This window comes from Georgenia faecalis (genome assembly GCF_003710105.1).
GTDB classification, from domain to species: Bacteria; Actinomycetota; Actinomycetes; order Actinomycetales; family Actinomycetaceae; genus Georgenia_A; species Georgenia_A faecalis.
The window spans coordinates 209,649-227,020 of record NZ_CP033325.1; the positions used below are offsets into that span (position 1 = coordinate 209,649).

Consider the following 17,372-nt stretch of genomic DNA (forward strand, 5'->3'; position numbering starts at 1 on the left):
CTCGCCGGGCACTCGGCGCGTCGCCGGGCGATCGCCGCTCAGCCGCGGCTGGGTCGGGCCGCGAGCTCCGCGCGCTCGTGCCGTGCCCCGGCGCGCCGGGCCTCGTGCGCGGCGACGGCGCCGGCGACGAGCACCGCGCCGACGACGGGCAGCACCCCGATGGTGGCGAGCTCGACGGAGCCCGCCGACTCGCCGAGCCCGAGCGCGTCCAGGCCGGGCAGGTCCGGCCCGCGCAGGAGGAGGTAGCTCCCCAGGCCCAGGCCCCACAGGGCGCCGCCGACGAGCGCGCCGATGCTCGAGACCGCCACCGAACCGGCGACCAGCGCGAGGACCAGCGCGGCGAGCCCCTGGAGGGCGGCCTCCCCTGGGGCCTCGCGCACGCCCGCGTCGGCGAGGATCGGCGTCGTCGCGTAGAGGACGAGGACGGCCAACGGGGGCAGCAGGACGCCGCCGATGACCGCGGCGGTGTGGGCCCCGGCCCGTGACCGCGGGGGCACGGGCGCCGTGCGCGGCGGGGACCCGGCTCCGCGCGCGGGGGTGAGCGCCGCCTCGCTGCGCTCGCGGGCGCGACCGGCCCGGCGGGCACCGTGGACGCCGGCCGCGAGGGCGCTCATGACGGCGCCGAGCACGATGGCCGTGCCCGTCGCGAGCAGGAGCTCGAGGCCGTCGCGCAGGGAGGGGACGGTGCCCGCGGCGGGGTCGAGGACCATCTCGACGCCCGCGGGCCACGCCCAGGCGACGACGCCGGCGGCGAGGACGAGGCCGCCGCTGATGCTCAGGCCCACGGTCGACCAGCGGGCGGACAGCGCCACCGCGGCGAGGAGGAGCGCGGCGGCGGTGAGGGCCCACACGCCGTCGGGGTAGTCCGCCGCACCGGTCCGGCCGTGGGCGGTCTGCGCCGCGCCGCGGGCGAAGAACCACAGGGCGCCGGCGGTGAGGAGCGGTGCGAGGACACCGGTGAGGAGGTGGTCGGCGAGCCGGGAGCGCGGGGGCACCGGGGGGCGCGGCGCGCCGGGCGCCGGGCGGGTGGCCCGCCCCGCCGCGGCGTCGCTCGTCGAGTCGGTCTCGTCCGCCGCCTGGGTGCTCATCGTGTCCCGACTGTAGTGGCCCCCTCCGTCCGGCGTCCGGCGATGACGACGTAGGCGGCGCCCACGACGACGGCGCCGCCGACGAGGTTGCCCGCCCCGACGACGAGGAGGTTGCGCAGCGCCTCGGCGACCGTCGCGTCCGGGACGCCGTGCAGCAGGCCCAGGGCGAAGGTCGTCATGTTGGCGACCACGTGCTCGAAACCGGCGGTGACGAAGGCGAACAGGCACCAGGCCAGGACGACGATCTTGCCGATCTCCGTCGTCATCCGGCTGGCCGCCCAGACGGCCACGCACACGAGGACGTTGCACAGGACGGCGCGGAAGAAGAGCTCGCTCCCGGTGGCGGCGGACTTCTTCGCCACGTAGTGCGCGAGCATCTCCCCTGCGCTGGTGCCCGGCGCGGTGGTCCCCGCGCCGTGCACCACGAACGCCAGGAGGAGGGCGCCGAGGAGGTTGCCGCCGAGCCCGAGCGCGAGCGTGCCGGCGGCGCGGCCCGGCCGCACGCGGCGGAGCATGACGCCCTGGGCGAGGATCATCATGGCGCTGGTGCCGAGCTCGCCCCCGGCGAAGACGACGAGGACGAGGCCGATCCCGAAGACGGCGCCCTGGACGAGCGGGGTCCACTCCGACCCGGCGGCGTCCAGGGGCCCCGCGGCGGTGAGCATGAGGATGACGGCGAGGCCGATGTATGCGCCGGCGAGCGCGCCGGAGACGAGGTAACGGCCCGGTGAGCGGGCGGCGGCGGTCTTGGCGAGGGCGGCGTCGCCCTGCAGGGCCAACGCGTCGGTCAGGGTGAGCACCCGATGATTGTCCCGTTCCCGGGGGCGCGCCGGCCGGGACCTACGTCAGGTCGGGGCCCTGCCCGGCCGCGCGACGCAGCAGCCACCACCCGGCCGCCCCGGCGACGGCGACGGCGAGTACGAGCCCGGCGGAGGTCCGGCGGCCGATGCGGGGGCGCAGCGGGACCGGGCGGGCGAAGTCGCGGATCTCCCAGCCGCGCGCCAGCGCCTCGCGACGCAGGGCGCGGTCGGGGTTGACCGCCACCGGGTGCCCGACGGCCGAGAGCATGGGCAGGTCCGTGACGGAGTCGGAGTAGGCCCAGCTCGCGGCGAGGTCGTAGCCGTGCCGGTCGGCGGCCTCCTCGACGGCCTCCGCCTTCGCCGGGCCGTAGGCGTAGTAGTCGAGGTCGCCGGTGTAGCGGCCGCCGTTGGTCGCGAGGCGGCTGGCGATGACGTGGTCCGCGCCGAGCATGGCCGCGATCGGGCGGACGACGGCCTCGCTCGAGGCGGACACGACGACGACGTCGTCGCCGTCGGCGTGGTGGGCGTCGATGAGGTCGATGGCCTCCGCGTAGACCACCGGCTCGATCCGCTCGTGGAGCGCCTCGGCGACGATCGCCTCGGTCCGGGCCACGTCCCAGCCGCGCACGAGGTCAGCGAGGCGGTCCTTCATGCGCTCGGTCTGGTCGTGGTCCGCGCCGACGGCGAGGTAGCCGAGCTGGGCGTACAACCCGCGCAGCACGCCGGCGCGCGTGAGGAGGCCGCCCCGGTAGAAGGGCGTGGAGAACGCCATCGTCGACGAGGTGGCGATGACCGTCTTGTCGAGGTCGAAGAACGCCGCCCGTCGGGTCCGCCGGTCCGTGTGCACGTCGTCCTCCTTCCGCCCGGGCCAGCCTAGCCACGCCGCTGCGGCTCGAGATGCAGGGCACAGGGGCGTGTGTGACTCTCAGGTCCCCCGTCTGACCACGCCTCGGCGCGCCGCCAGTGGGGTGACCCGAAGAACCAGCGAGAGGCGAAGAATGTTCTTCCATAAGCAAGAACTGCAGTTCAAGTCGACCCCGGACAAGCCCGACGCGGTCTACGCGCGCAAGCTCCAGGAGGTCCTCGGCGGGCAGTACGGCGAGATCTCCGTCGCCATGCAGTACGCGTTCCAGGGCTGGAACATGCACCTGCCCGGCAAGTACCGGGACCTCGTCTTCGGCATCGGTGCGGAGGAGTTCGGCCACGTCGAGATGCTCGCGACGATGATCGCCCAGCTCCTCGAGAAGGCGCCGCTCGGGATCACCGAGGACGCCGTGCAGTCCGACCCCACGGTCGCCGCGATCATCGGCGGCATGGACGTCCAGCACGCCATCGTCGCCGGCGCGGGCGCGCGGCCGGTGGACTCCAACGGCAACCCCTGGCAGGGCTCGTACATCACCTCCAGCGGCAACCTGCTCGCGGACTTCACCGCCAACGCCAACGCGGAGATGCAGGGCCGGGTCCAGGCGGCGCGGCTCTACCACATGACCGACGACTCCGGCGTGCGCGACTTGCTGTCCTTCCTCCTCGCCCGCGACACCATGCACCAGAACCAGTGGCTGCGGGCCATCGAGGAGCTCAAGGAGGAGGGGATGGAGAAGCTGCCCGTGCCGAGCAACTTCCCGCAGAAGAAGGAGTTCACCGAGGTCTCCTACCAGTACCTCAACTTCTCCAACGGCAAGCACGCCTCCGAGGGCAGCTGGGCCTCCGGCCCCACGCCGGACGGCAACGGTGAGTTCACTTACCACGACGGGCCGACGACGACGGCCCCGATGCCCCCGCCCACCCGCCCTGACGCGCGGTACTACGGGACGACCGACCTCCCCAACACCATGGAGAAGATCGCCGGCTCGGTGCAGGACAAGCTCCGCCGGGAGTAAGGCGACGGGGACCGTGCGCGGCAGGCCGAGCCTCCACAGCGCACCCCCACGCCGCTAGATCCACAACGGGCCACCCCGCTGCCTCGCAGCGGGGGTGGCCCGTTGCACGCTCCTCCCCGAGAAGAGGGGTGAGCGCGGTGACGCGGAGCGGTGACGAGGACGGCGGGGCGCGTTCGGGCGCCGGCGGACGGGCCGGCGGACGGGCCGGCGGACGCGCCGGCGGGCGGCCGCGCGGGGCCGGGACGGCCGGGCGAGGGGCCGCCGTGGCCGTGCGCTCGGGCGACGCCGCCGTCGTCGAGCACGTCCGCCGGCTCGCCGCGCTCGCCGGGGTGGAGGTGCTCGTCGTCCCGTCGGGGGCCGTGCCGCCGCCCCACGCGCTCCTCGTCGACGACGTCGGGGGCGGACGCGGGCCGCGGGACACCGTCGGGCCCGCCGTCGAGGTTGCCGCGGACGGTGCGCACACCGGGCCCGGCGTCCTCCGCCTGCCGTCGGAGGCCGAGGCCCTGCTGGGCGTGCTCACCGAGGCCGGCGCTCCCGAACGGGCGCGGGTGCTCGGCGTCGTGGGTGCGGTCGGCGGTGCGGGGGCCTCCGTCCTGGCCGCCGCCCTCGCGCGCCTCGCGGTCGGGGCCGGCGTCCCCACCGCCCTGGCCGACCTCGACCCCGGCGGCGGAGGCGTCGACGTGCTGCTGGGGATCGAGCACGACCCCGGCCCTCGGTGGGCGGACGTGCTCACCGAGCGGGGCGGGTTCCCGCCGGACCGGCTGACGCTCGCCCTGCCGGCCTGGCACTCCGTGCGGGTGCTGTCCACGGACGTCCGCGCGGGCGTGGCCCCCGACGACGCCGTCGTGGACGCGGGGCTGCGGGCGTTGGGTCGCGCCGTGGACCTCCTCGTCCTCGACCTGCCCCGGCAGGTGCTCGCCCCAGCGTCGGCGCCGCCCTGGCTCGGCCTGTGCTCCGACGTCGTGCTCGTGGCGGGGACCGACCTCCGTTCGGCGGCCGCCGCGGCCGCGGCCGTCCGCACGCTCGGGCCCAGCGGGGCCGCGCTCCACCTCGTCGCCCGCTCGGGGGGCGGGCTGACCGCCGACGACGTCGCCGATGCGGCCGGCGTGGCGCACGTGGTCGCGATGCGTCCTGAGCGCGCGCTCGCCGCCGGCGTCGAGCGGGGGGCTGCTCCCGGGGACCAGCGCCGCGGGCCGCTTGCCGCCGCGGCGCGGCGCCTCCTGCGGGAGATAGGCCTCCCGGGGTGAGCGAGCGGAGCGGCGTCGCCGGGGTGCGCGAGGAGCTGGCCGGGGCTGGTGCGGTCCCTGACGCGCTCGCTGTCAGCCGTGGCGTGCGGGTGGCGGACGGGCCGCTGGGGCTGCAGGCGCTGCTCGCGCTCGAGCGGTCCACCCGGGCCGAGCTCCTCGGCGCGGGGGAGGTGCTTCAGCCCCTGCTCGAGGACCCCGCGGTCACGGACGTCCTCGTCAACGGCGCGGCCGGGACATGGGTGGACCGAGGCGCCGGCCTCGAACGGGTGGACACCGTCGTAGGGACGGAGCGCGAGGTCCGCGCCCTCGCCACCCGCCTCGCTGCGGCCTGCGGTCAGCGGCTCGACGACGCCTGCCCGGTGGTCGACGGGTCGCTGCCCGACGGCACCCGCCTGCACGCCGTGCTGCCCCCGCTGTCCGCGACCGGGACGCTCATCAGTCTGCGGACGCTGCGGACCCGGGCGTTCTCCCTCGCCGAGCTCGTCGCCTCCGGGACGGTGGCCCCGCAGGTGGCACCGGTCCTGCGGGCCCTCGTGCGGTGCCGCGCGAACGTCCTCGTCAGCGGGGCCACGGGCACCGGCAAGACGACGCTGCTCGCCTCGATGCTCTCCCTCGTCGGGCCGGGCGAGCGCATCGTCTGCATCGAGGAGGCGACCGAGCTCCGGCCCGACCACCCGCACGTCGTCCACCTCCAGGTGCGGCGGGCCAACGTGCAGGACGCCGGGGCGGTCTCGATGGCGGAGCTGGTGCGCGCCGCCATGCGGATGCGCCCGGACCGCCTCGTCCTGGGGGAGTGCCGTGGAGCCGAGGTGCGCGAGGTCCTCGGCGCCCTCAACACCGGCCACGACGGCGGGTGGGCGACCGTCCACGCCAACGCGTCCGCGGACGTCCCGGCCCGGCTGCTCGCGCTCGGCGCGCTCGCGGGCATGTCGGAGCAGGCGGTGGCGGTGCAGGCGGTCAGCGCCCTCGACGCCGTGCTGCACCTGCGCCGCCGCGCCGGCGCCCGGCGCCTCGTCGAGGTCGCGCTGCTGGCCCGGCGGGGTGACGAGCTCACGTGCGACCTCGCGCTCACCGTCGGGGCCGACGGCCGGGTCCAGGAGGGCCCGGCGTGGCCGCGCCTCGCCACGCGGCTCGACGCGGCGCTGGCGGAGGACGCGCGGTGAGCGCGCTGACCGCCGCCGTCGGCCTGCTGTGCCTGGCTGTCCTCGTCCGTGCCCCGCTGCGGCGACCACGGATCGGCGAGGGGCTCCGGGGGCCGCGCGCGGGCGTGCTCGCCCGCGCGGGCACCGCCGACGCGCTGCCTCGCGGGCGGCTCGCACGGCTGCGCCACGCCCTGCCCCGGCGGCGGCACTCCGCGTTGCCCGACGTCGGGGTCCTCGTGACCGAGGTGGCGACCCGGCTGCGGTCCGGGGCGAGTGTCGACGCGGCGTGGGGCGCCACGCTCGCCCGCGCGGGCCTCGACCTTGCCGACACGGCCCGCGCGGGGCCGGACGCCGACGGCGTACCCCGGGCGCTGACGGACCTCGCCGCCCGAGCCGGACCGCGCAGCGACGACCGGGCGGCGGTGGCCGCCGTCGTCGTCGCCTGCCGGCTCAGCCACGAGCTCGGTGCCCCGCTCGCCGACGTCCTCGACCGGTGCGCGCACGGGATCACCGAGGCCACCGCGGCCGCCGGTGCCCGCCGGGTGGCGCTGGCGGGGCCGGCGAGCACGGCCCGCATCCTCGGGTGGCTGCCCGTGGTCGGGCTGCTGCTCGGGTCCTCGCTCGGTGCGGACCCCCTCACCACCCTGCGCGACGGGGCGTGGGGGAGCGCCTGCCTCGTCGCGGGCGGGGCGCTGCTCCTCGTCGGCCGGCGGTGGACCGCGGCCCTCGTCGCCGCCGCGGAGCGGGGCTCCCGGCGGTGAACGGGCTCGGCGCGCTCGCGCTCCTCGCGGTCCTCGCCGCGCTGCCCTGGGGGTCCGTCCGCCGACCGGTGACGCCGGCGCCGCCGCGGCGGCGCGCCCTGGTGCCGTCGCCCGTCGACGCTGCCGTGCTCCTCGACCTCGCGGGGGCGGCCATGGCGGCGGGCGCCTCGGTTCCCGCGGTGCTCCAGGCGCTCGGCCGGGCAGTGGGGGAGGACGACGAGGTGGGGCGCGCGCTGCGCTCGGCCGGCGTCGCCCTCGTGCTCGGCGCTCCCTGGCCGGACGCGTGGCACTCGAGCCCACCGGTCGCCCAGCACGTCGGCCGTGCGCTCGAGCCCGCCTGGGTCGACGGCGCCGCCCCGGACACGCTGGTCGCCCGCGCCGCGGAGGGGATCCGGGCCCGGCGCCACCGGCAGGCGCGGGAGGACGCCGCGCGCCTGGGCGTGCGGCTGGTCCTGCCCCTGGGGCTGTGCTTCCTCCCCGCCTTCGTCCTGCTCGGCATCGTGCCGGTGCTCCTCGCCGCCGGTGGCGCGATCCTCGCGCCCTGAACGGTCGCGCCCGGGCTTGGGCGGGTGGGGAGGCCCCCGGCCGGTCGCGAGCGGTGCGCGGACCAGTCCAGCCCGGGACTGCGCCGTGCGGGCCGCCGGGGGTGGCGCGCGGTAGGGCGGCGAGTGCCGCACAGGGCCGGGTGCGGTTGGCCCACCCACAGTTCGCTCCCACCCGCCGTCGCGATGACGGCGCCCCGGCGCAGGGTGTCCTCGAGCCGGCCGAGACGCGGACGGACGCAACAGAGGAGGTCCCCATGAGACGGACGACGATGTGGCAGGCGGCCGCCCCGACGGTGCCGGACCCGGCGGTGCGCCAGCCGTCGCGGGTCGGCGGGCGAGGGGCGTGGACGCGGTGGCGTCCCCGGCCCCCCGTGCCTGCCGGTGACCGGTGGCCGGCCGCCGGCCGCGCCGTGCGACGCGCGGTGGCGGGAGCCTGGACCGGGCTCGCGGCGCGGGCGGGCGCGCTCGCCGCCCGGCCGCAGGCGGGCATGGCGACGGCGGAGTACGCGATCGCCACGCTCGCGGCGGCGGCCTTCGCGGGCTTGCTCCTCGTCATCCTGCGCAGCGCCGAGGTGCGCGGGATGCTGCTGGGGATCATCCGGCAGGCGCTGCAGGTCGGGTGAGAGCGATGCCGGCGGCAGGGGCGGGGCGGGTGCGGCGCGCGGGCGGGCTCCGGCGCAGCGGCGCACGCGAGCGGGGAACCGTCACGGCCGAGCTCGCCCTGGCCCTGCCCGCCGTCGTCCTCGTCCTGGTCGTGGTGCTCACGGCCGGGGCGGCGGCGGTCACCCACGTGCGCTGTGCCGACGCTGCCCGCGCCGGGGCGCGGGCGGCGGCGCTCGGCGAGCAGCCTGCCGTGGTCACGCAGGTGGTGCAGGAGCTGGCCGGGCCCGCCGCCGACGTCGTCGTGGGGGTGGAGGACGGCTGGGTGGTCGTCACGGTGACCCGGCCGGTGGCCGTCGGCCTCGGCTGGGACGGCCTACGGGCGACGGCCACCGCACGGACCCCGGCCGAACCGGACGGCGCACCAGGGGCGGGGCCGTGAGCGCCCCGGCGGTAGGGGGCCGCGACCGGGGCAGCGGGACCGTCCTCGGGCTGGGCGTCATCGCCGTCGCGATCGTGCTGGCGCTCGCTGTTGCCGGCCTCGGGCGCGCCGCGCACGCCCGGGGCGCCGCCCAGACGGCCGCCGACCTCGGCGCCCTGGCGGCCGGGCAGGCGCTGCACCGCCCGGGTGGGAACGCGGCGGTGGCCTGCGCGGCAGCCGCCACGGTGGTGTCCGCCAACGGCGCGGGGATGGTGGCGTGCGCCGTCGCCGGGGATGAGGTCGTCGTCCGCGCCGAGGTCCCGCTGTCGGTGCCCGGCCTGCCGGACGGCCTCGCTGCGCGGGCCAGGGCGCGCGCCGGACCGGCGGGTCGGGCCCAGCCAGGCGGGGATCGTGGTGGTGCGCGCGGCCGGGACTGCGCCGCGGGGTGCCGGGAGGGACGGGCCTACGGACTCCGGGCGGGGTTAGCGGGACGCGACCGGGCGGCCCGCCGGCGCGCACCGCAGGAGGAGCGTGAGCACGCGCGCGGCGGCCGCCTTGTCCAGCGGCGAGTTGCCGTTGCCGCACTTCGGCGACTGCACGCAGCTGGGGCAGCCGTCCGCGCAGCCGCAGGACTCGATCGCCCCGAGGGTCGCCGTCATCCACTCGCGCGCCGCGCGGTAGCCGCGCTCGGCGAAACCCGCGCCGCCGGGGTACCCGTCGTAGACGAAGACCGTCGCCTCACCGGTGTCCGGGTGGAGGGCGGTCGAGAGCCCCCCGATGTCCCAGCGGTCGCACGTGGCGAGCAGCGGCAGCAGGCCGATGGACGCGTGCTCGGCCGCGTGCAGCGCGCCGGGGAGGTCGGCGGCACCGACTCCGGCGGCCTCGAGGGCGGCCGGGTCGACCGTCCACCACACCGCCGTCGTCTCCAGGGTCCGCTCGGGCGCCTCGAGCGGGTAGGAACCGACGATGTCCATGCCGGGGACCCGCCGGCGGTCGTAGCCGGTCACCTGCGAGGTGACCTCCACGGCGCCGAACGACCAGCGGACCCGCTCGCCGGACGGGGACCGCCAGTCCTCGCTCTCCCGCGGGGCGACGATCCGCACGTGCGAGGAGCTGCGGGCCTTGGTGCGGAAGGCGACGTCCTCCTCGCGGTGGACGAGGGCGACGTCGTCCTCGAGCGAGTCGACGACGTACGTGCGGCCCTGGTGCAGGTACACGGCCCCGGGGTGGACCGTGGCGTCGGCGCGCGCGGCGTCGACCGTCCCGAGCACGGTGCCGGTGCCGGTCTCGACGAGCTGGACGGTGCCGCCCGCGCCGCCGCGCAGGTCCGTGAGGTCGGTGGCGCGCTCCGGCCGGGTGAAGTTCCAGAACCACCCGGCTGGCCGGCGGCGCAGGAGCCCCCGGGTCGCCAGCTCGGTGAGCAGTGCGTCGTCGGACAGGCCGAACCGGCCGAGGTCAGGGTCGGTGAGGGGGAGCTCGGCGGCGGCCGCGCACAGGTGGGGGGCCAGGACGTAGGGGTTGGTCGGGTCGAACGCGGTCGCCTCCACGCCCTGCCCGAACACGGCCTCGGGGTGGTGGACGAGGTAGGAGTCGAGCGGGTCGGCGCTGGCGATGAGGACGGCGACGCCCTCCGCGCCGGCTCGGCCCGCGCGCCCCGCCTGCTGCCACAGGGAGACGCGGGTGCCCGGCCACCCGGCGATGAGCACGGCGTCGAGGCCGGCGATGTCGACGCCCAGCTCGAGCGCGTTCGTCGTGGCGAGGGCGAGGAGCTCACCACTGCGTACCGCGGCCTCGAGCGCGCGCCGCTCCTCCGGGAGGTAGCCGCCCCGGTAGGCGGCCACGCGAGCGGCCAGGGCGGGGTCCACGGGGCTCAGATGGGCGCGGGTCTGCTCGGCGATGACCTCCGCGCCGTACCGCGAGCGGACGAAGACGAGCGTGCGCGCCCCGGCCACGACGAGGTCCGCGAGGAGGTCCGCCGCCTCGCTCGTCGCGCTGCGGCGCGGCCCGTCCGCCGCGGCGTCCTCCTCCGGGGGCGCGTCCGGCAGGGGTACCCCCTCCCCGGGCCAGGCGGCGGCCCACCCGGGGGTCAGCGCCGGCTGCCACAGGGCGACCGAGCGCCGCCCCGCGGGAGCGGTGTCCGTGGTGACGGCGTGGACCTGGGCCGGCTCCACGCCGATGAGGCGCGCGGCCGTCAGCTCGGGTTCCCCCGTCGTCGCCGACGCGGCGATGACCGTGGGGTGGGAGCCGTAGTGCTCGGCCAGGCGCAGGAGGCGCCGCAGGACGAGCGCGACGTGCGCCCCCAGGACCCCCCGGTAGGCGTGGCACTCGTCGACGACGACGTAGCGCAACCCGCGGAGCAGCCGCTGCCAGCGCCGGTGGCCGGGCAGCAGCGAGTAGTGGAGGAAGTCCGGGTTGGTGAGCACGACGTGCGCGTGCTCGCGCGCCCAGTCCCGCTCCTCCATGGGGGTGTCGCCGTCGCACGTCGTCACGCGGACGTCGCGGACCTCGGCCGCCGCGAGGAGCCGCTCGAGCCCGGCGAGCTGGTCGGCGGCCAGGGCCTTGGTGGGGGAGAGGTAGAGCGTGCCCGGCCGTCGCCCGAGGCTCGCGGCCCCCCGGGCCTGGGTGGCCGTGCGGATGCCGCTGAGGACGGGCAGCCACGCTGCGAGCGACTTGCCCGACCCCGTCGACGTGGCGATGACGGTGTGGGTCCCGCGCCAGGCCGCCTCGGCGGCCTCCACCTGGTGAGCCCAGGGGGCGTCGACCCCCATCCGCCGGTAGCCGGCGACGACGCCCTCGTCCGCCCACTCGGGCCACGGGACCGTCACCCCGGGGCGGGGCGGGATCTGCTCGAGGTGGACGAGGCGACCGTCGTGCTCACCGAGGCGGCGCAGCAGCGCCAGGACGTCAGGGGTGGGCACCCCACCATCATCGCCGATGGGCGCGTCGGTGGGGGCGGGGCCGGGCGTGCGCCGGCCGGTACCACGAGGCGGCCGGGGGCGTGAGCGGTTTCGGGTGCCCCGGCCCCGCGTCGCGCGACCCGACCATTTGGCTACACCTGCGACCAAGGGCGCACGAGATGTGACTCAGGCCACGTTCCCATGCGTAGACTCCGGCAACGACTCCGGGTGGCGCGTGCACGCCCCGCCCGTCCACGACCGGGCACCGACGCCTGACGACGTCGGTGCGCCGCGCTGCCGAGGAGGCCGGATGCTCGAGCTGGGTGCTTCAAGCCTGACCATCGTGGGGATCGTCGCGGTCATCGCGGTGGGTGCCCTCGGCGTCGCCGTCGTGCTGCGCCGGCAGGTGCTCGCCGCCGACGAGGGGTCGCCCGCGATGCAACGCATCGCCCTCGCCATCCAGGAGGGCGCCGCCGCCTACCTCAACCGGCAGTTCCGCACCCTGGCGCTCTTCGCCGTCGTCGTCTGCGCCCTGCTGTTCCTGCTCCCCGGGGACAGCGGCATCAAGATCGGGCGCGCGGTGGCGTTCCTCTTCGGCGCCGGGTTCTCCGCCGCGATCGGCTACCTCGGCATGTGGCTCGCCGTGCGCGCCAACCTGCGGGTGGCCGCCGCCGCGCAGTACCCCGGCGGGCGCACCGAGGGGGCCCGCATCGCGTTCCGCACCGGCGGCGTCGTCGGGATGTCCGTCGTCGGCCTGGGGCTGCTCGGCGCCGCCGGCGTCGTCCTCATCTACCGCGGTGACGCCCCCGCCGTGCTCGAGGGCTTCGGCTTCGGCGCCGCGCTGCTCGCCATGTTCATGCGCGTGGGCGGCGGCATCTTCACCAAGGCCGCCGACGTCGGCGCCGACCTCGTGGGGAAGGTCGAGCGGGGCATCCCGGAGGACGACCCCCGCAACGCCGCGACGATCGCCGACAACGTCGGGGACAACGTCGGCGACTGCGCCGGCATGGCCGCGGACCTCTTCGAGTCCTACGCCGTCATGCTCGTGGCATCCCTGCTCCTCGGGAAGGCCGCCGTCGGCGAGCAGGGGATCATCTTCCCCCTCATCGTCACGGCGATCGGGGCCGTCGTCGCCGTGCTCGGCGTGGCCATCACCCGCGTCCGCGGGAACGAGAACGGCCTCCGGGCGATCTACCGCGGGTTCTACGTCTCGGCGCTCGTGGGCGCCGGGCTCGCCGCCGTGGCGGCGTTCGTCTACCTCCCGTCGTCGTTCGCCGCGTTCGACGGCGTCAGCGAGGGCCTCGCGGCGCACCCCGGTGACCCGCGGCTCGTCGCCTCGGCCGCCGTCGTCATCGGCGTCGTCCTGGCCGGCGTCATCCTCTGGGTGACCGGCTACTTCACGGGCACGACGTCGAAGCCCACCCTCCACGTGGCCGCCACCTCGCGCACCGGGGCGGCCACCGTCGTCCTCTCCGGCATCGGGGTGGGGTTCGAGTCGGCCGTCTACACCGCGGGGATCATCGCCGCCGCGATCTGCGGCGTCTTCCTCATCGCCGGCGGCTCGGTCGCCCTCTCGCTCTTCCTCGTGGCGCTCGCGGGCTGCGGGCTGCTCACCACGGTCGGTGTCATCGTCGCCATGGACACCTTCGGCCCGGTCTCGGACAACGCGCAGGGCATCGCGGAGATGTCCGGGGAGGTGGGCCCGGAGGGGGCGCAGACGCTCACCGACCTCGACGCCGTGGGCAACACCACCAAGGCGATCACCAAGGGGATCGCCATCGCGACGGCGGTCCTCGCCGCCACCGCCCTCTTCGGGGCCTACGCAGCGGCCGTCGCCGAGTCGCTCGAGGAGATCATCGCCGCCGGCACCCAGGGCGCGGGCGGCGTGGTGGCGGCCATGCTCAGCTACAGCATCATCTCGCCGGTGACGCTCGTCGGCGTCATCCTCGGCGCGGCCACGGTCTTCCTCTTCTCGGGCCTGGCGATCGACGCCGTGACCCGCGCCGCGGGCGCCATCGTCTTCGAGGTGCGCCGCCAGTTCCACGAGTTCCCCGGGATCATGACCGGCGAGGTCCGCCCCCAGTACGGGCGCGTCGTCGACATCTGCACGCGGGACTCGCTGCGCGAGCTCGCCACCCCGGGGCTGCTCGCCGCGTTCGCGCCCATCGCCGTCGGGTTCGGCCTGGGCGTCGGCCCCCTCGCCGGGTTCCTCGCCGGGGCGATCGCTGCCGGCGTCCTCATGGCCGTCTTCCTGTCCAACGCCGGCGGGACGTGGGACAACGCCAAGAAGATCGTCGAGGACGGGCACCACGGCGGGAAGGGCACCGAGGCGCACGCCGCCGTCGTCATCGGGGACACCGTCGGCGACCCGTTCAAGGACACCGCCGGCCCCGCCATCAACCCGCTCATCAAGGTGATGAACCTCGTCGCCGTGCTCATCGCCCCGGCGGTCGTCCAGATGAGCGTGCCGGAGGACGCCAACCACGCCCTGCGGGTGGGGATCGCGCTCGTGGCAGCGGCGGTGGCCTTCGGCGCCGTCATCGCGTCGCGGCTGCGTGCCGCCCGGGTCGACGCCGAGAACGAGGCGCGCGCCGAGCACGAGAGCGCGACGCTGGGCTGAGCCGCGGCGGTGGTGGGGCCCCGGCGCTCCGCCGGGTCACGCACCGTGCTGAGTCGTGCTTGATCGCGGCGCCGCTGCCGAGTTCGCCATGTTGCGCCGAGTTCGCCGCCGCGCCGCGCCGAGTTCGCCATGTTGTGCCGAGTTCGCTAGTCAGAACTAGCGAACTCGGCTCTGAACTATCGAACTCAGCGCGGGGGCGGCGACCCCACCGCGGGGGCGGCGACCCCACCGCGGCGAGACGCGGAAGCGGGCCGGACGGGGCGCTGGTGCGCGATGTCCGGCCCGCTTCTCATCGGGTGATCCCGCCCTCGAGGATCACGGGGGTGGGGTGGTGGGTAGTGCCGCCCCCGGCCGCGCCCCGCGGTTCTGCACGATCACGGGGCGGGGACGCGAGGACGGAGGCGGGTGGGGTGGCTAGAGGGGAAGACCGGTGGTCAGCCCTGCACCCGCCGCCGGGTGGCGAGCACGGCGCCCGCGCCGATGAGGAGCAGGAGCGCCGTGCCGGCCAGGCCGGCCGTCGTCCCCGCACCGGTCTCGGGCAGGCGCCCGCCGGGGCCGCCGGGGGCCGGCACGTCCGCCGTCGGGGACGGTGCCCCGGTCGGCGCCGGAGCCGTGGTGGGCTCCTGGGTCGGCTCCGCCGGCTCGGTGGGCTGCGGCGTCGGGTCGACGGGGACCTGGTCGGCCGCCGTCACCAGCCACCAGTTCTCGGCGGCGAAGTCGACCGGGTCGATGACCCCACGCTCGGACGCCCAGTCGATGAGCAGCTGACGGATCTCGAGGAGCTCGTCGTAGACCACGGGTGCCTCGGCCACGTGCGGGAACGCCCCGCCGCCGCTCTGGCGGTAGTTGTTGAGGGCCATGACGAACACGTCGTCGTCGCCGACCGGCGTGCCGTCAGGGTAGGACAGGTCGACGATCCGCTCGCCCACCGGCTGGGAGATGTCGATGTAGTACTCCAGGCCGGAGACGACGTCGTAGTTGTAGTCCGGGACGCCGTCGGGACGGTCGGGGTAGGCGGCGTTCGTCCCGGTCTCGGGGTCGAACTCCGCGCCCTCGGCCACCTGGGCGAAGTACCGGGCGGAGTACTCGAGGTAGTCCTGCAGCTGGGCCCCGGTGAGCTCGACCGCGCGCAGGGTGTTCTCGTAGATGTAGAGGCTGGCGATGTCGCGGATCGTCACCTCGCCCTCGGGGAACACGGCGGTGCGGGAGAACGGCGACGCCTGGGAGATGACGGTGGCGTCGGCGTACTCGGTGCCCTCCAGCGCCGCGTCGACGGTCTGGGCCTGCACGTGGTTGATGAAGTCGATGATCGGGGTGTCCTCGTACCGCGACGTCGCCGCCGGCAGCTCGGTCACCGACTGGGCCACCGGGGTGTTGACGTAGTCGACCGTCGTCTCGTGCTCCTCGCGCAGCGCCTCGGCGAGCGCGGGGTCCTCCTCGGTCTCGGAGCCGTAGTGCGCGACCGCCGTCGGCGCGTTGGCCTGCGACCAGTCCACCTGCCAGCCGTCGCCCTCGGGGACGAGCGTGAGGGAGGTCTCGGTGACGCTGCGGGCCCAGGAGCTGGGCTGGGTCATGAGGACCGGGTCGCCCTCGATGTTCGTGTAGACCTGCTGCGGCACGTCCTCGTGGGAGTGCCCGGCGACGAGGACGTCGATGCCGGGGGCGAAGTAGGCGATGTTGTTGATGACGTCCTCGGGCAGCAGCGCGGGGTCGTAGTCCTCGTTGGCGACGTTGCCCTCGCCGGTGTGGGCGAGGACGACGACGACGTCGGCCTGTGCCTCCACGACCGGCACCCAGCGCTGGGCGGCGGTGACCATGTCCTGGAAGTCGAGGACCCCCTCGACGTGCTGCTTGTCCCAGTAGCGCACGCCCGGCGTGACGAGCCCGATGACCCCGACGGTCACCTGCTCGCCGTCGATGGTCCGCTCGATGAGCGTGTAGGGCTCGTGGTACGGCTCGTCCGTGCCCGCCTCGAGGACGTTGGCGCCGAGCAGCGGGGCGTCGAGGTCCTCGTCGTAGGCGGCGAGCATCTCCAGGCCGTAGTTGTACTCGTGGTTGCCCACCACCTGGGCGTCGTAGCCGATGTGGTTGAAGGCCTGGGCCATGGGGTGGGTGAGCGCCCCGGAGAGGACGTCGTCGGCGCCGTCGCCCATGCCGTAGTAGTAGGTGAGCGGCGTGCCCTGGATGGCGTCGCCGTTGTCGAGGACGACGACGGACTCCTCGCCCTGGGCCGCGCGGACGTCCTGGACGACCGAGGCGACCCGGGTGAGTCCGAGGATGTCCTCGGAGTCCTCGTACGGGCCGTCGGCGAAGTAGTCCCAGTTGTAGACGTGGCCGTGGACGTCGGTGGTCGCGAGCAGGGTGAGGTCGAGGGTCTCGTCCTCGACGGCGGCACCGGCCGGCACGGCGCCGCCGGCGAGCAGCAGGGAGAGGGCCGTCACGGGGACGAGGCGGCGGGTGGGTCTGCGATCAGCAGTGATCATCGAGTGTGTGGTCCTTCGAGATGAGCCCGGGTCGGGCGGTGAGGGGACAGGGTGAGGTTAGCGGTGACGTACGACACCGTCACCGGCGGGCATGCCGGACCGCGCTCCGTTACGTTGCGACCCATGGGTGCAACCGAGCTGCTTCTCGTCCGTCACGGTGAGAGCGCGGGCAACGTCGCCGCGGCGCGGGCCTACCGCAGCGGCGCCGAGGTCATCGAGGTACCGGCCCGTGACGCCGACGTCGAGCTGTCCGCGACGGGGGTCGAGCAGGCCCAGGCGCTGGGCCGGTGGCTCGGCGACCTGGGCCCCGACGAGCGCCCGGACGCCGTCTGGTCCTCCCCGTACCGGCGGGCCCTCGACACCGCCCGCGGCGCGTTCGACGTCGCCGGGTTCACCCCGCCGCTGCGCATCGACGAGCGGCTGCGCGACCGCGACCTCGGCATCACCGACACGCTCACCGGCGCGGGGATCCGCCGGCGCTACCCCGAGGAGGCCGAGCGGCGGGAGTGGCTCGGCAAGTTCTACTACCGCCCGCCGGGCGGGGAGTCGTGGGCCGACATGGCCCTGCGGGTGCGCTCGGTGCTCGCCGACCTCGAGCGCCAGCGTCACCACCGCCGGGTCCTCATCACCTGCCACGACGCCGTCATCCTCGTCTTCCGCTACGTGTGCGAGGGGATGGACGAGGCCAGCGTCCTCGAGGTCGGACGCACCTCCAGCGTGCGCAACGCCTCGGTGACCCGGCTCGTGCGCGCCGAGGACGAGGACCAGTGGTCGCTCGTCCACTACAACCTCGCCGACCACCTGGTCGACCAGGGGGCACCGGTGACGGCCCAGCCCGCGACGACCGATGAACGACGAACCTCCGACCGATGAACGACGAACCGACGA

The 17,372-nt window shown here is 76.0% G+C and carries 14 protein-coding genes and 1 pseudogene; 10 read left to right on the forward strand and 5 right to left on the reverse strand.

Annotation, left to right across the window (positions count from 1 at the left end; translation table 11 throughout):
• Positions 1-38: 38 nt before the first annotated feature.
• Genes EBO36_RS00885 through EBO36_RS00895 form a run of 3 tightly spaced genes read right to left on the reverse strand, consistent with a single transcriptional unit; the run spans position 39 to position 2,735 of the window.
• On the reverse strand, positions 39-1,088 hold the full coding sequence (locus EBO36_RS00885; RefSeq protein ID WP_122822948.1) for a hypothetical protein: 1,050 nt from the start codon (positions 1,086-1,088) through the stop codon (positions 39-41).
• Complete coding sequence (locus EBO36_RS00890) at positions 1,085-1,888, reverse strand: formate/nitrite transporter family protein (protein WP_122822949.1); 804 nt, start codon at positions 1,886-1,888, stop codon at positions 1,085-1,087. The genes EBO36_RS00885 and EBO36_RS00890 overlap by 4 nt, the downstream gene beginning before the upstream one ends.
• Before the next feature lie 40 nt (positions 1,889-1,928).
• Positions 1,929-2,735 carry an HAD family hydrolase gene (locus EBO36_RS00895; protein WP_122822950.1) on the reverse strand — a complete coding sequence of 269 codons (807 nt, stop codon included), beginning with the start codon at positions 2,733-2,735 and terminating at the stop codon, positions 1,929-1,931.
• Between the two features lie 151 nt (positions 2,736-2,886).
• Between EBO36_RS00895 and EBO36_RS00900 the strand changes: the two genes are divergently transcribed.
• From EBO36_RS00900 to EBO36_RS15820, 8 genes and pseudogenes are all read left to right on the forward strand, one after another.
• Positions 2,887-3,768, forward strand: a complete 882-nt coding sequence (locus EBO36_RS00900) for a manganese catalase (protein WP_122822951.1) — start codon at positions 2,887-2,889, stop codon at positions 3,766-3,768.
• 263 nt (positions 3,769-4,031) lie between these two features.
• Positions 4,032-5,015 (forward strand): septum site-determining protein Ssd, encoded by a 984-nt coding sequence (gene ssd / locus EBO36_RS00905; RefSeq protein ID WP_164471261.1) that lies wholly within the window; start codon positions 4,032-4,034, stop codon positions 5,013-5,015.
• On the forward strand, positions 5,012-6,178 hold the full coding sequence (locus tag EBO36_RS00910; protein ID WP_122822953.1) for a TadA family conjugal transfer-associated ATPase: 1,167 nt from the start codon (positions 5,012-5,014) through the stop codon (positions 6,176-6,178). The genes ssd and EBO36_RS00910 overlap by 4 nt, the downstream gene beginning before the upstream one ends.
• On the forward strand, positions 6,175-6,918 hold the full coding sequence (locus EBO36_RS00915; RefSeq protein ID WP_122822954.1) for a type II secretion system F family protein: 744 nt from the start codon (positions 6,175-6,177) through the stop codon (positions 6,916-6,918). Before EBO36_RS00910 ends, EBO36_RS00915 begins: the two co-directional genes overlap by 4 nt.
• On the forward strand, positions 6,915-7,463 hold the full coding sequence (locus EBO36_RS00920) for a type II secretion system F family protein (protein WP_122822955.1): 549 nt from the start codon (positions 6,915-6,917) through the stop codon (positions 7,461-7,463). The genes EBO36_RS00915 and EBO36_RS00920 overlap by 4 nt, the downstream gene beginning before the upstream one ends.
• A gap of 254 nt (positions 7,464-7,717) precedes the next feature.
• Positions 7,718-8,086, forward strand: a complete 369-nt coding sequence (locus EBO36_RS15525) for a DUF4244 domain-containing protein (RefSeq protein WP_122822956.1) — start codon at positions 7,718-7,720, stop codon at positions 8,084-8,086.
• A 5-nt stretch (positions 8,087-8,091) separates the two neighbouring features.
• Complete coding sequence (locus EBO36_RS00930; RefSeq protein ID WP_122822957.1) at positions 8,092-8,505, forward strand: TadE family type IV pilus minor pilin; 414 nt, start codon at positions 8,092-8,094, stop codon at positions 8,503-8,505.
• Positions 8,502-8,855: pseudogene (locus tag EBO36_RS15820) on the forward strand (Rv3654c family TadE-like protein); the annotation flags it as partial. The gene EBO36_RS00930 and the pseudogene EBO36_RS15820, both read left to right, overlap by 4 nt.
• A gap of 111 nt (positions 8,856-8,966) precedes the next feature.
• Here the strand turns inward: EBO36_RS15820 and EBO36_RS00940 are convergent.
• Positions 8,967-11,402, reverse strand: coding sequence for a DEAD/DEAH box helicase (locus tag EBO36_RS00940; RefSeq protein WP_122822958.1), 2,436 nt, complete (start codon positions 11,400-11,402; stop codon positions 8,967-8,969).
• 289 nt (positions 11,403-11,691) lie between these two features.
• On the opposite strand from EBO36_RS00940, the gene EBO36_RS00945 reads away from it, so the two are divergent.
• A complete protein-coding gene (locus tag EBO36_RS00945) occupies positions 11,692-14,001 on the forward strand; it encodes a sodium-translocating pyrophosphatase (RefSeq protein WP_122822959.1) in 2,310 nt (769 codons plus the stop codon).
• A 434-nt stretch (positions 14,002-14,435) separates the two neighbouring features.
• Here the strand turns inward: EBO36_RS00945 and EBO36_RS00950 are convergent, their stop codons facing one another.
• Positions 14,436-16,484, reverse strand: a complete 2,049-nt coding sequence (locus tag EBO36_RS00950; protein ID WP_122822960.1) for a 5'-nucleotidase C-terminal domain-containing protein — start codon at positions 16,482-16,484, stop codon at positions 14,436-14,438.
• Between the two features lie 123 nt (positions 16,485-16,607).
• Here EBO36_RS00950 and EBO36_RS00955 point away from each other — a divergent pair, with 123 nt between their 5' ends.
• Positions 16,608-17,357, forward strand: coding sequence for a histidine phosphatase family protein (locus tag EBO36_RS00955; protein ID WP_122822961.1), 750 nt, complete (start codon positions 16,608-16,610; stop codon positions 17,355-17,357).
• The last annotated feature ends 15 nt before the right edge of the window (positions 17,358-17,372 follow it).